The 14554-nt window shown below is 45.9% G+C and carries 12 protein-coding genes and 1 riboswitch; of the genes, 10 read left to right on the top strand and 2 right to left on the bottom strand.

Annotated features, from left to right (window positions below; all coding sequences use genetic code 11):
• Positions 1-29 precede the first annotated feature (29 nt).
• The 5 genes from ACFQZR_RS24200 to ACFQZR_RS24180 all read left to right on the top strand — a co-directional run bounded on the left by ACFQZR_RS24200 (position 30) and on the right by ACFQZR_RS24180 (position 6815).
• Positions 30-1610 (top strand): sensor histidine kinase, encoded by a 1581-nt coding sequence (locus ACFQZR_RS24200; RefSeq protein ID WP_379350658.1) that lies wholly within the window; start codon positions 30-32, stop codon positions 1608-1610.
• Positions 1611-1630: 20 nt separating this feature from the next.
• Positions 1631-3247, top strand: coding sequence for a response regulator (locus ACFQZR_RS24195; protein WP_379350656.1), 1617 nt, complete (start codon positions 1631-1633; stop codon positions 3245-3247).
• Positions 3248-3392: 145 nt separating this feature from the next.
• A complete protein-coding gene (locus ACFQZR_RS24190; protein ID WP_379350654.1) occupies positions 3393-4343 on the top strand; it encodes an ABC transporter permease in 951 nt (316 codons plus the stop codon).
• Positions 4344-4367: 24 nt separating this feature from the next.
• Positions 4368-5252, top strand: coding sequence for a carbohydrate ABC transporter permease (locus ACFQZR_RS24185; RefSeq protein ID WP_379350652.1), 885 nt, complete (start codon positions 4368-4370; stop codon positions 5250-5252).
• A 60-nt stretch (positions 5253-5312) separates the two neighbouring features.
• On the top strand, positions 5313-6815 hold the full coding sequence (locus ACFQZR_RS24180; RefSeq protein ID WP_379350650.1) for an ABC transporter substrate-binding protein: 1503 nt from the start codon (positions 5313-5315) through the stop codon (positions 6813-6815).
• 149 nt (positions 6816-6964) lie between these two features.
• On the opposite strand, the gene ACFQZR_RS24175 is transcribed toward ACFQZR_RS24180, so the two are convergent.
• The gene (locus tag ACFQZR_RS24175; RefSeq protein ID WP_379350648.1) at positions 6965-8011 is read right to left on the bottom strand and encodes a matrixin family metalloprotease; all 1047 of its coding nucleotides are present in this window, start codon (positions 8009-8011) and stop codon (positions 6965-6967) included.
• 237 nt (positions 8012-8248) lie between these two features.
• Here ACFQZR_RS24175 and ACFQZR_RS24170 point away from each other — a divergent pair, with 237 nt between their 5' ends.
• A complete protein-coding gene (locus ACFQZR_RS24170; protein ID WP_379350646.1) occupies positions 8249-9352 on the top strand; it encodes a hypothetical protein in 1104 nt (367 codons plus the stop codon).
• Between the two features lie 12 nt (positions 9353-9364).
• The gene (locus tag ACFQZR_RS24165) at positions 9365-9724 is read left to right on the top strand and encodes a hypothetical protein (protein WP_379350644.1); all 360 of its coding nucleotides are present in this window, start codon (positions 9365-9367) and stop codon (positions 9722-9724) included.
• A 75-nt stretch (positions 9725-9799) separates the two neighbouring features.
• On the opposite strand, the gene htpG is transcribed toward ACFQZR_RS24165, so the two are convergent.
• A complete protein-coding gene (gene htpG / locus ACFQZR_RS24160) occupies positions 9800-11677 on the bottom strand; it encodes a molecular chaperone HtpG (protein ID WP_379350642.1) in 1878 nt (625 codons plus the stop codon).
• Between the two features lie 212 nt (positions 11678-11889).
• Positions 11890-11975: riboswitch (ZMP/ZTP riboswitch) on the top strand.
• Positions 11976-12057: 82 nt separating this feature from the next.
• Between htpG and ACFQZR_RS24155 the strand changes: the two genes are divergently transcribed.
• The 3 genes from ACFQZR_RS24155 (at position 12058) to ACFQZR_RS24145 (ending at position 14544) form a co-directional block, all read left to right on the top strand.
• Entirely contained in the window at positions 12058-12909 is an 852-nt protein-coding gene (locus ACFQZR_RS24155; protein ID WP_379350640.1) for a bifunctional 5,10-methylenetetrahydrofolate dehydrogenase/5,10-methenyltetrahydrofolate cyclohydrolase, read from the top strand.
• 2 nt (positions 12910-12911) lie between these two features.
• Positions 12912-13547, top strand: coding sequence for a cyclodeaminase/cyclohydrolase family protein (locus ACFQZR_RS24150; RefSeq protein ID WP_379350638.1), 636 nt, complete (start codon positions 12912-12914; stop codon positions 13545-13547).
• 247 nt (positions 13548-13794) lie between these two features.
• Positions 13795-14544: a class I SAM-dependent methyltransferase gene (locus ACFQZR_RS24145; RefSeq protein ID WP_379350636.1), complete on the top strand. Its 750-nt coding sequence runs from the start codon at positions 13795-13797 to the stop codon at positions 14542-14544.
• Positions 14545-14554 lie beyond the last annotated feature (10 nt).

Below are 14554 nucleotides of genomic sequence, written 5' to 3'. Positions count from 1 at the left end.
GGAACCAGGTGGCCTTTTCAAATAAGAATATGTTAAGTCTTTACATGGGACATATTGACCGCAATTTGGCGGAAGTAGACAACTATTTGTTCGATTTGTCCGAGCGAAATACAGACCTGTTGGATCTGGAGTATTCCGCGCAAGAGAATTACAACCAGTACACGACAGCGAAGCTTCGATTATATGATACGATTTCCAAAGATATCGGCCATTACAAAACGATGGACTCGTTTTTTATTTATTCTGCTATGAACGAGGAGTTGATCGTAACACCTTTGCCGGAGAGCAGTTACGAAGAGCGTACGGCTGTCCGGAGTCTCATCCATGGGATCGTTCGCGAGAACAACGGAAAATACGATAACTTGACTTGGTATGTCAGCCGTGGAGAGAAGAAGCACTATGTGTTCCATATTGTCCAAATTGACAATGTTTACGTCGGAGCCTGGGTTAATGCAGACAAACTCATGATTCCACTTAATCTTATTAATTTGGGTCAGTCGGGAGCGGCGCTGCTGGCTACGGATCGTCTAGAACCGATGAATCATGAAGAGTTGGTTAAAAAAGAAAGCATCCAATTGCAGCTTGGGCCCGATCCCTATTATCTTGCTGGAACTGAAACGAAATATTTAGTCATGGGCGAGCGTTCAACGAAAGGCAATTTTAACCTCATCGCCATCATTCCGGACAGCGCGATTCTGGAGAAGCTTCCGTATTTGAAATGGATGGTTTCGATGATTTCCATAGGAGCTTGCCTGTTTCTAACACTATTCTTGATATTTATGAGAAAGGTGTTTCTGCTGCCGATGAATCGAATCGTATCCGCGATGAGAAAGCTGAAGGCCGGGAATTGGGATGTGCGCCTGCATCATACGCCGTCCTCGACCGAGTTTGACATGATGAATGAGACGTTCAACCGGATGATTACAGAAATTCACGATTTAAAAATCAACGTATATGAAGAAAAGCTGAACCATCAGCAGGCCGAGTTAAAGCATTTGCAGATGCAAATCAATCCGCACTTTTTTCTGAATTCACTCAACATCATCTACAATCTGGCTACGGTCAAAGACTACACGGTCATTCAGGAAATGGCCAAATGCCTAGTCAACTATTTTCGTTTTATGTACTGCAGCAACTCCAATTTCGTAACTCTGCAGGAAGAGCTGAGGCATACAAGGAACTATTTGCGGATTCAGCAGCTCCGGTTTCCAAGCAATTTATCGTATCGGATCGAGGCGCCGGACCGTCTGATGGAGTGGCCTATACCGCCTTTGATCATTCAAACGTTGGTGGAAAATTCGATCAAGCATGCGGTCAGTTTGGATGAACCGACTGAAATTGATGTTTATGTTGAACTGGATTCGGATTCGACCTTTCAATATCAAAGGTTGCATATTATCGTACAGGACACCGGTGCGGGCTTTCCGGATGCGGTGTTGGAACAGTTGAGACGGGACGCTGATCCGCCCAGCCACGACGGCGAACATATCGGAATCTGGAATGTGAGACGAAGACTCAGACTGCTCTATAAGCAGCAGGCAAGCATACAGTTTTCGAACGAACCTGGAAAAGGTGCAACGGTGCAAATTCGGTTGCCCTTGAATCCTTAAGTAGAATAGGGGAATGTTGCATGTATCACGCGCTTATCGTTGATGATGAAAGCCATGCGGTGCGGGGAATTCAGGCGGGTGTACGTTGGGAGCAGCTGAATATCGCCACCGTACATGTCGCCTACAATATCAGGCAGGCAAGAGAAATATTCGAATCGCATCCGGTACATGTGATGGTATGCGACATCGAAATGCCGCAAGGCAGCGGCCTGGATCTTCTGGCATGGGTGAGGGAGCAGTATCCAAGAACGGAGACGATTTTCCTAACATGCCACGCCGATTTCTCCTATGCCAAACAGGCGCTTCAGTTGGGCAGCTTCGATTATATGCTGAAGCCAGTCGACTATGAGGAATTGGAGAACGTCCTTGAAAAGGCATTGGACAAAATCAGGAAAGATCAAGAAATCGTGGCGTTTGAAGAGATCTACAGGCATTATTACAAGCTGTGGGAAGCGCATCAGCCGATGGTGATGGAGCGGTTCTGGCAAGATTTGATTCATCAGGCCATCCCTTCGACGCCGGATCAAGTGAAAGCTTATTTGGAAAAGCAAAATATTAGGTTCCATGCGTCGATGCGCTTCTTGCCGGTTCTGATTCAGGTTCAGCGTTGGCACAAAGAACTGTCCTCGCGCGAGGAACGAATCATGGAATATGCTTTGCAAAATGCCGCGGAGGAGCAGATTGCCCGTAACGTCCGCCAAGCGATGGTTGTATCGATTGGAGCCCGTAAATTGCTGGCGGTTATTCCCGTAGAACTGCCCGGTACGCCTACGCCTGCCGCTATGGAAGAGCAATGCAAAGCATATATTGGCGCTTGCAGTGGTTTTTTTTACTGCGATCTTTGCTGTTATATCGGCGAAGCTGTTTTACCGCATGAGATGTTGGGAATGGTACACGAATTGCAGAAGCTCGATGCGAACAATGTGACACGGACCAATGAGATGTTCGTCCTGAACAAGATGAAAAAGAGCGGGGGGCCGATTCTGCTGCCGCAGATGAAGGAATGGGCGGAGATGATGAAGCAAGGAACGAAGCATAAACTGCTCGCGGAAGTCACGCGGTATCTCGATTCCTTGCGGCATGTAGAAGGCGGGATTAACGCCGAATGGCTCCATATTTTTTATCAGGATTTCATGCAAATGATTTTTTTCGTGCTGCATGTCAAGGGAGTACAGGCGCATCAGGTGTTCTCGAAAAGCCTGTTGACGGAAAAGCCGGAAGCGGCGCTTCGCTCGTTGAAAGCGCTTCAGGAGTGGGTCGAATTTGTCATTGAAGCAGCGATGAATCATATGCATTCCGCGTTGGAGAACAAGTCGATTGTCGAGAAAGTCAAGCAATATATCGCCGAAAACATCGGGCAGCAGGCGTTAAGCCGGAAAGATATTGCCAATTACGTGTATTTGAATCCAGACTATTTGACGAGGCTGTTCAAAAAAGAAACAGGGATGTCGCTTTCCGATTATATGCAGCAGCAGCGGATTGAATGCGCTAAGGAACTGTTGACCACTACAGTGAACTCGATCAGTGACATTGCATTGACGTCCGGTTACTCCAATCTATCGTATTTTTCCACCATCTTTAAGCGCGCAACCCGTATGAATCCAATCGAATTCCGCAAACATTCGCAACAACGGTAATCAGCCATGAAGCCTCTTTCGCTCTCCCGGGATAGGTTTCTTTTTTTATCATCTGATCCGAAGAAAGTCGGATAAACAAAAGCAAAGAGTCGTTTTTTTGGTTAGCAGCGTGTTCCTCCCTCCCTTACAATAAGGTGAAATTACAATGAAAAGAGGAAACGGCTTGAAACAGACTGCCATTCAGAACGCAATGAAGAAGCTAAAGCGTTACCGCGCATTATTTCTTATGATCTTGCCTGCTCTGATCTACCTTGTCATTAATAATTATTTGCCTATGTTCGGCGTATTTATCGCGTTCAAAGATATTAATTACACCAAAGGAATCTGGGGGAGCGATTGGATCGGGTTCAAAAACTTCGAATATTTGTTTGCGACGTCGGATGCCATGGTTATTACCCGGAACACCTTGCTGTATAACGGCGCTTTTATTGTCATGAATATGGTTCTTGCAGTTGCGCTCGCTATTCTGCTAAATGAAGTGAAAAATCGTTTCATGGCACGTTTTTATCAGAGTGTCGTCTTGCTGCCTTATCTTATCTCGATGGTTATTGTTGGGTATTTGGTGCTGTCGTTCTTAAATGTCGAAAATGGGTTTGTCAACCATCATGTACTGCCGCTATTTGGTATAGATCCGATTACATGGTACACCGAGCCTAAATATTGGCCTTATATTCTGACGATTGTGAATATATGGGTGAATGTCGGATACTTTTGTGTGATCTTCCTGGCTGCCATTATCGGAATTGACCACGAATATTACGAAGCGGCTACGATAGACGGAGCGAGCAAATGGCAGCAAATTCGAGGGATTACGATCCCCATGCTCATGCCTGTCATTACGATTTTGACGCTTCTGGGCATCGGGCGTATATTTTACGCTGACTTCGGCCTTTTCTATCAGGTTCCGCTCAATTCCGGACCGCTGCAGCCGACAACGGACGTTATCGATACTTATGTGTATCGCGGGCTCATGACGCTAGGAGACATAGGCATGTCATCCGCGGCCGGGTTATATCAGTCGCTTGTCGGATTTGTATTGGTTATGATTTCGAACTATGTTGTCCGCAAAAGAAACCCTGATCAGGCGCTATTTTAGCAGAAAGGAGCGTGCGAGCTATTTATGAAATCGAATCAAATGAACCCATGGTTTGTTAACGGCGTTTTGCTGATCATTACTTGTGCATGTCTGTTCCCTTTTCTGCTGTTGTTCATGGCATCTATTACCGACGAAAAGGTGATCATCCAGGAGGGCTATTCGCTTCTGCCAAGCAAACTCAGCTGGGCCGCCTACTCTTATTTGTTAGCAGATGCCACTTCATTGCTCAGGTCTTACGGTATCACGGTGTTCGTTACAGTTGTCGGAACTGCAGTCGGATTGCTGATTTCCTGCCTGATCGCATATCCGTTGTCCAGAAGAGATATGCCGCTTCGCAATGTGTTATCTTTTATCGTATTTTTCACATTGCTTTTTAATGGCGGTCTTGTCTCCACGTATCTGGTATATACAGAAATTTTCCATATCAAAAACTCAATAGCGGCGCTTATTGTGCCAGGACTATTGACCAACGGTTTTTATATTCTGCTCATTCGTTCTTTCTTCATCACTTCGATCCCGGCGCAGGTTATTGAGTCTGCGTTTATTGACGGGGCTTCCGAGTTTAGAACATTTTACCGGATCGTGCTGCCGCTCTCCTTACCGATTATGGCGACGATTGGTCTGATGCTCACGATTTCCTACTGGAACGATTGGTTTAACGGATTGATTTATATTACCGATTCCAAGCTGTTCAGCATTCAAAATTTGTTGAATCGGATTTTAAGCGACATCCAATTTTTGCAGAAGACGAGCTTGGGAACGAACCAGTCTGGGGCAACGTCGAAAATTCCGCTGGATACCGTTCGTATGGCGATGGCGGTGATTGGCATTGCTCCGATCATTTGCGCTTATCCATTTTTTCAGAAATATTTTGTCAAAGGACTTACGCTTGGTGCCGTAAAAGGATAAGGCTATCTCCGAATCCTTCGATTCGGTTAGCATACGAAAACAATCAAGGGGGTATTTCGAGTGTTTAAGAAATGGAAAATGACTGCTGGCCTGCTCGCCTGCGTATTAGCATTGTCTACGCTGATAACCGCGTGTGGGAATGCGGAGCCGCAAGGAACAGACAACGCGAATCAGGAGAAGTCTGAGCCGTACGAGTTGTCGATGGCGTTTATCACCTTTGGGAATTTGACAGATCTCGCTCTTGTTCAAGATGAGATTAATAAGATCACGAAGGAAAAGATCAATGCAACGGTCAAATTAACTGCGGTCAACATATCGGCGTGGAACCAGCAAATCAATCTGCTACTGGCCGGCAGCGAGAAGCTCGATCTCATCGTTTCCTCCTCATTATTTAACTACAATACCCAAGTTGCGAAAGGTCAGCTGCTTCCTCTCGATGAGCTGATCGATAAGTACGGTGAAGGCATCAAGAAAGCGGTAGCGCAGGAATATCTTGATGGGACGAAGATTAGCGGCAAAATTTACGGCGTTCCGAGTATGAGAGATTTGGCGGGGGATTACGGCTTTATCATGCGTAAAGATCTTGTCGACAAATATCATATCGATGTCAATCAGATTAAGACGTTTAACGATCTAGAGCCTGTACTCAAGACAATTAAAGAAAATGAACCAGGAATCGCTCCGCTTGTTCAGCAGACTCAGGGACAATCTGTAGCAGATGTGATGTTGGGTGCCTCTTTTGATAGTCTTGGAGACGGTTTTGGTGTACTGCCAGGATTGGATAATAATCTGAAAGTCGAGAATTATTTCGAAACGAAGGAATATGTGGATACATTGGCCTTGATCCGAAAATGGTATCAGTCAGGTTATATTTTGAAAGATATTGCCACCTCCCAGGAGACCGGACAAAATCTCGTGAAATCGGATAAAGCGTTCGGTTATGTCGCCAACATGAAACCAGGGTATGAAGTGCAGGAGTCCAGAGCGGTTGGCAAAGAAATGGTTGCTGTAAGATTGACAAAACCCACTACGTCGACCGGTGGGATCACTGCATTTATGATGTCGATTTCGAAAAACAGCGGCAATCCGGACAAAGCGATGCAATTCTTGAATCTGATGTATTCGGATCCGGCGATCGTCAATCTCCTCGATAATGGTATTGAGGGTAAGCATTATGTGAAGAAGTCTGAAAGTATGATCGCGATGCCTGACGGAGCGACGCAAACCGGATATATGTTCAATCAGTGGGAAATAGGTAATAATTATCTTTCTTACGTGTGGGAAGGAGAAGATCCGCAGATTTGGGAGAAGATGCAGGCATTCAACAAATCTGCGGTCCGCTCGAAGGCAATGGGCTTTACATTTGACGCTAACCCGGTAAAAACAGAAATAGCTGCCGTCACGAACGTGATGAACCAGTTCAGAGTAGGATTGGAGACAGGTACATTAGACCCAGCCGCGAACTTGCCGGAATTCAATAACAAGATGAAAGCGGCGGGTCTAGACAAGATTATCGCGGAGAAGCAGAAGCAGCTGGACGCCTGGGCACAAGCGAGCAAGTGATCATTGGCCTAATCTACAGCGTTAGCTTTGAGAAAATCAATGTTGTGATTATCAGGTAAAGCAAAGAGCAGTCCCCAAGGTGAATCCTGGGAACTGCTCTTTTTCTTTGACCTCTCTGTAATGTAGAGGGATCGCTGATCTCGATGATTTTACCGTTCTGTTAAGCTGGAGAAATTGAGCGAGTCCGCGTTAGAGATATTCTGGAATACCCCGCCTGTGCTGACATAAATGCCATCATCCTGGTTAATTGGACGATAGGTGCCGTCCCCATTGTCGCGAAGGAACAAGACAACATCTTGCTCTTGATTCAGCAAGGTAGAACCATCTGCCTGTACTTTGAGATTCCCGAAGTCTCCTCCCATTTGCGTGACTGTAATCGAACTGTCCACTTGGGCAGCATCGCCTTTAACAACATCAAGAACATCGATTTGACTCAATGTTGCATAGGACGTTGCATCGCCTTGGCGGAAGAAACTCTGACCGGATTCCACTACTTTTCCACGGACGACAAGATCTGCAGCCGCAGCTAGTTCGGCTTCGTTTGCATAATAGATAGCCCATGAAGGATGCATATGGATTACTTCTTCCCCTTCAGCGCTAGCTGCTGGTTGTTCTTCTGGCGTATTGTTCATGAAGAATGCCGGATATAGACCGTTCACCACGGAAATATCGGAGGAAGCCGGCGAGAGTGGTCTGTTCAGGGAACCCGTGCTTGTAAAGGTATATGGATTCATGATCGAAGAAGTCTCCACGACGGACGTATGATTGAGGCCCAAGGAATGTCCGATTTCATGGGCTGCAACTCCTGCTTTAATACTGCTCGTATATTTCGTTTGATTCGTGAAGTATGTATTCAAGTTCAATGTCGCTTTTGTGATCGTGCCGCTCAACGTGGAATAGGAGGCATTACCATCCCAATCTACATTTGCATTATAAAGATCTGTTGCATAATACGTTGCATCCACACCCAATTTCGCAGTCACCTGGAAATTCGAGGAATTCTTCCATTTGGATGCTCCACTAGACCAAGCCGATAAATCTGCACTACTAGAGACAGATAGCGTTTGCGTACGGCTAGCCCATTTCCCGAAGGATGTTGGTGCTGCGAACATAGGCGTACTGCCAAGCAATAAAGTAAGACTGGTAGCTACGGCTACAGCCATGGTACCCAGCCTTTGTTGTTTTCTTCCCATCATAAAACCTCCTATAATGTTAATAAATGACAAATATATCATTCTGCATTAATTTACAAAAACCTTCTTTCTATGAAAATATTTCCCTATATATGACAAAAAAGTGGAATAATTAGTTGGCACAATATGGTTTGTTTGCTGCGTTTGTTCTCTGTTATTTTTAGGAAAATACTAGCAACTTTTGTATTGAGAATCACGTTAAGATGTTATGTATTTCGAGGAAAGGAAGATCTACGTAGGATGAAAAAAATCAGTTGGATGATCATGGCCTTGTTATTATTCGTCCCATCATTGGCAGTTGCATCGGATACATCTAAAGTCAATCAATCTATGATCTCGTTTGATTTTAGGAGTTCGAAAGCTATCGATGACCAGCGCCGTCTTTTGATTGACAATCTCTTGGGTAAAATCGAGTGCATTGATCTAGCAACATTTACACAATCGTGGGAAAAGAAGTTTGATTTCATCTATGACATTCGGATATTGAATAATCCATCCAAGATCGTCGTCATTGCCAAAGACAGGGGCAAAGTGATGAAATTTACGCTAAGTACTGAGGGAAAAGTTCTGACGCAGCAGGAAATTGTAATTCCTACAGTTCAAACGTGGATGAAGCAGAACAAATTTGTTCATATCAGTTGGTCACCTCCCGCCTCTGGTTCGACAGAAAAGCTTGCCGTTTATTCGGAAGGTCCGGTATTGATCTATGAATATCCTTGGAAGAAACCATTGTCGAAAATCGATGTGAATATCCCGCCTAGTTCATCATATGAAAGTGTCTTAACAGGGGAGTTTGAATTGGAATGGCCTTATCTCATTGTCCAGCATGAGGGGGGAGCTTTAGTGCAAGTGCGGGAGTTCTATTCCATCTACAATGCAGTATCGAAGAAAACAGTCGAAATTCTGATGGATTGGAACACCTCCAGCGATTTTACGATAGAACAAGGCGTATTAGTGGTTAATAATTCAAGTATTACACCAGGTCCGGGCGGACCCTTGCCAGCCCCCGGTAACTTGGTCTATGGAAGGTATGATCTCGCAACGGGAAAGGCGATTTACGAAAAGAGAATGGTTTTTCATGACAATGGAACCTTCTGGAGAACGAAATATGATCGACAACAACTCTTGTTGATGGATTCGGACACAAGTACGATGACGCAGGTTGATCAGAATGGCAATGTTCTCTCGAGTATAAAAATGGAGAAAGTATGGACATATTCAGGTTTTCTCGGTTTCTATCAACAGAATTTTATTCTGACTAATCGGTCGAAGGATGGAATTATTCTGGAGCGTATTCCAGTCAAGACGGATATAAACGATTCGGAGATGACGTTAGAAAATTGAGGTGATTTGCTCTTGAAAACTTTAACGATCCTACTAGCATTATTACTATTAACAAGTTGCTCGGCGAGTCAGATCGGGGAGAAGACAGATACAGTCACGATGAATCATGCCATCGCTTCTATTGCTTCACCGAGTGTGAAATGGAATGATCGTGTGTACCATGAGACAACGGAAGAAGTGACGGATATCGGGGAAGAAATCGGTGAGATCGAAACGCAATCGACGGATGAGATGCTGGAAACCCCGAATAATCACGCGACTTCCTACCCGCCGGGAACCAAGTTGTTCGCCATCCAAGGCGTTGATACGTCAGAAGCGATTGCGATTCAAGCGAGTGAGTCGATGTACTATAAAGCGGTTACGAAATGGTAAATCCGTTCTTGACCCTATGTAAAAAGAGGAAGGCAGCTCCCATCATTGTGGGAACTGCCTTTTGTGTTACGGTTCTTACACCATGACTTTACAGATATCGTTCGTGAAGGCTACCGGATCTTGGATCGGCAATCCTTCAATGAGTAGCGCTTGGTGGTAGAGAAGATTCACATACAAGTTTAACTTCTCTTGATCCCCAGCATAAGCGTCTTTGAGCGATTTGAACACATCGTGGTTGACGTTGATTTCAAGAACCTTGTCGGCTTTTACATCTTGGTTGTTCGGCATAGCACTAAGGATTTTCTCCATCTCAATCGTGAGCTCACCTTCCGTAGAGAGGCAGACTGGATGGCTCTTCAAGCGCTTCGAAGCTTTGACGTTCTTCACTTTGCCGGCGAGGATCGTCTTCATGTGGTCGAACAAGGCTTGATTATCCTGTTCTTCCGCTTCTGCAGCTTTATCGTTCGCATCTGCTTCGATACCAAGATCGCCGCTGGATACGGATTTGAAGGCTTTTTCCTTGTAATTCATGATCATCTTGATTGCGAACTCATCGATATCATCCGTGAGGTACAAGATTTCGTAGCCTTTGTCCGCCACAAGCTCGGTCTGTGGAAGCTTCTCGATCCGCTCGACAGATTCGCCTGCTGCGTAGTAGATGTACTTCTGATCTTCCGGCATACGCGCGATATATTCATCGAGTGTAACCAGCTTCTTCTCGGTGGAAGAGTAGAACATCAGCAGGTCTTGCAGTGTTTCTTTGTTCATACCGTAGTCGCTATATACACCGTATTTCAGCTGTCTGCCAAAGGCTTTGAAGAACTGCTCATACTTCTCGCGGTCATCCTTCAAGAGGCTAGTTAATGCACTCTTAATTTTGTTCTTGATGTTCTTCGCGATCAAGCTCAGCTGGCGGTCATGCTGCAGCATCTCCCGGGAAATATTGAGGGAGAGGTCTTCGGAGTCGACCAAACCTTTGACGAAGCTGAAGTAGTCCGGCAGCAGGTCTGCGCATTTATTCATGATCAATACGCCGTTGGAGTATAGCTCAAGGCCTTTCTCATATTCTTTCGTGTAATAATCGAAAGGTGTGCTCTCTGGAATGTAGAGGATCGCATTATATACGACAGCACCGTCTGCACTGATATGCAAATGCTTCAGCGGCTTGTCGAATCCGTAACGTTTCTCCGCATAGAAATTATCGTAATCCTCGGCAGTTAACTCGTTTTTATTTTTGCGCCAGATCGGCACCATGCTGTTAATCGTCTGCTCTTCTTGGTAATCCTCAAGCTCTTCGCTGCCTTCTACTGGACGTTTTCCTTGCACATCCATCTTAATTGGGTAGCGGATGAAGTCGGAATACTTCTTGATGATGGATTTGAGGCGATATTCCTCTACATATTCATCGTATTGATCTTCTTCCGTATTCGGCTTGATGTTAAGGACAATTTCCGTTCCCACTGTAGTCTTATCGCATGGCTCAATTGTGTAGCCGTCAGCACCTGACGATGCCCATACATAAGCTTCATCGCTTCCGAAGGCTTTACTGTATACCTTCACTTCGTCTGCGACCATGAAGGCCGAATAGAAGCCGACGCCGAATTGACCGATGATGTTGTGTCCGTCTTTCGCTTCGTTCTCTTTCTTGAAGGCTAGCGATCCGCTCTTCGCGATCACGCCGAGATTGTTCTCAAGGTCTTCCTTCGTCATCCCGATCCCCGTATCAGTAATCGTCAGCGTACGAGCTTCTTTGTTCGCAGTGACCTTAATGAAATAGTTCTCTTTGTCAAAAACAAGATTGTCATTGCTAAGGGCCATATAGTACATTTTGTCAATGGCATCACTCGCGTTCGAGATTAACTCGCGCAGGAAAATTTCTCTCTGCGTATAGATGGAGTTAATCATCATTTCCAGTAATCGTTTGGATTCGGCTTGAAACTGCTTCTTAGTCATGAATAAATCTCCTTTCAAGGTTAAAAGTCAGATATGTGTTGCTGCTATGATTATGTAGTACGGCTGCAAGGGTGATTAGCACTCTGGATGAATGAGTGCTAATTCTTATTTCTATATACCATATTCCAAAATTGGGTGTCAATAGCGGAGGGTACGTCTCGTCTGAGAATCAAGGGGTGCATCTTAAGATCATCTCTGCTAAAATAAGAAAAAAAGCGGGATGTGACTGGCGAAAATGAGTGGAATGAACCACGAGGAAGCCTCCCGCTCTACCGATCCGTTCGCCTGGGGAAAAGTATTTGCAGAAGATTCGTATGGTACGAGTCTGCTGTGAATGCTTTTTTTTGTTTCTTATTTTATTCAAATAGGAGGTTGTCGAAATGACGACAATAATGAAGGCGAAGGAAGCAGCAGATCAAGTGTATGAGACCGTGAAGCAGCATGTAGGAGAATGGAAGGGGAAAGGGCACGAGCCTCGGCTAGCCGTCATCCTGGTGGAAGGGGATCCAGCATCCGCATATTATGCGCAGTCGAAGCAGAAGATTGCACAGCGGCTCGGGGTTGCATTCGATCTCTATGAATACCCGGAAGGGGTGCATGAGGAAGAGATTTTGCAGCAAGTCGCACGGTTAAATACTGACCCCAGGGTACACGGGATTATGCTGGAGCTCCCTCTGCCGAAGCATCTATCGGCGACAACCATCGTGAATGCGATTACACCATGGAAAGATATTGATGGGGTGACCCCGAGCAATCAGCGAGCGACCATTACAGGGGAAGTGGGACTCTATCCGGCTACGCCGCAGGCTTGCATTCAGCTCCTGAAGCATTACGGCTATCCATTGGAAGGGAAGAATGTGACCTTGGTCGGCCGAGGGCAGACGGTAGGATTGCCTTTATTCCATCTGCTTCAGCATGAACAAGCGACTGTGACGGTCTGCCATTCGAGAACGCCAGATATTGCGATGCATCTGCATCATGCGGATATTGCGATTGCAGCGGTAGGGCGCGCGCATATGATTCAACCGAATATGGTGCATGCGAAGCTCGTCTTCATCGATGCAGGCATTAATGAAACGGATGAAGGGAAGATTGTCGGAGATATTTCGCCTGACGTGGCTCAACATGTACAAGCCATATCTCCCGTACCTGGCGGCGTCGGGACGTTAACGACGGCCATTCTCTATCAGAATCTCATGAAGGCCATCCGTCTGCAGAAGGAGGTGCGTTAATCATGCGTACGAACCAATGGGATCAATCCATTCGGACTTTTATTGAGCAAGCCGGGAGTTCAAGTCCTACACCGGGTGGAGGCAGTGTCGCTGCGCTTGTTGCGGCATTAGGCGCCTCGATGACCTCGATGGTAGGCAACCTCTCGCAAGGCGAGAAATATGCAGCTTATCAGGAGCAGATTCATGAGACATTAGAGCGGATGAATACGCTCACGACAATCTATGAACAACTGCTTGCGCAGGATATGGATTGCTTCGAGCAGTACGTGGCCGCTCTCAAGCTGCCGCGGAACTCCGAATCGGAGAAAGAAGCACGTAAACAGGCGCTGGAACAAGCGACGATTCAGGCGATTGATGTGCCGATCCGTCTGATCGAAGCATGTCTTGCGGGGATGCGGTACGCGAAGGGAATCGCTGATTGTTGCAATCCGCATGTGCTCTCTGATCTAGGAATCAGCACGATCTTGCTCGAGGCTGCGGCACAATCGGCTTTGTTGACGGCTCAGATCAATCTAGTGTCTTTGACAGATTCGTCGTTACAACAGAAATATAGCGACACGATCACGCAATTAATGCGAGACATCGATAAGTTCAAGCAAGTGACGATGATCACGGTAAAAAGCCGAATGGGTGTGTAACGACCGTCCCGCTTACTTGAATATAAAGCACCCTACCGATTATACTTGAAGTATTCTTCCAAATTGAGGTGAACGGAACATGGCTTTCCAGATGATTCGAGGTAGATAGTCTCCGGGCTGGGTAACACGCGTACCAGCTATCAAGGGGGTTGTATGCCCTTTTGCATAACGGAGAATATCCACTAAGGTCTATTGGCAGGCTTTTTCGTTTGTATATGAATCATTTTGGAAGGTGGCAGAATTAGACATGAATGAACAAGAATATCGACAATTTTATGATCAGGTTGGTGCAATGAACGGCTGGGATTTCAGCAGGATGAAAGTGGTCTCGGAAGGGATACAGTGGGATCTCTACCAAGAAGTCACGGGGGTCTGCAGAAAGTCGGATCTCCTCCTGGATATCGGTACGGGTGGGGGAGAAGCGCTGTTAGCTATTGCGGATGCCGTACTACTCGCAATTGGCATAGATTGTTCATCTGGTATGATGAAGACGGCAGAGAATAACTTAAGACAAGCGGGGAAATCCAATGTACGCTTCCATCAAATGGATGCTGAGCGACTCGTTTTTCCAGATCGATTGTTCAACATCGTCTCTTGCAGACACTCTGAATTTCATGCGCAAGAGGTTGCTAGAGTACTAGCCGACGACGGAATCTTCTTCACGCAGCAGGTCAGTGAACGAGACAAATGGAACTTGAAGCAAGCGTTCGGAAGAGGGCAATCCTGGGGAATCTCGCATGGCACCTTGCAGCGTCGATATATCCAAGAGTTAAGGGACGCAGGCTTGAAGAACATTCAAGTGTATGAATACAATGCGACAGATTACTATAAATCCGTTCAAGATCTCCTATTCCTATTGAAGCATACACCGATCATTCCGAACTTCGGTCAGGACGAGACGGACTATATGCTTCTCTATCAGTTCGTAGAGGAGCATCAATGCGATCGAGGGATTCGAACGAATTCCGAACGATTTATGATCGTAGCACACAAATAATCAACCCCAA

This window comes from Paenibacillus sp. GCM10027629 (genome assembly GCF_042676425.1).
Classification (GTDB): Bacteria; Bacillota; Bacilli; order Paenibacillales; family Paenibacillaceae; genus Paenibacillus_K; species Paenibacillus_K terrigena.
The sequence above is the reverse complement of the archived record's forward strand: the minus strand, read 5'-3'. Positions and strand labels throughout refer to the sequence as shown.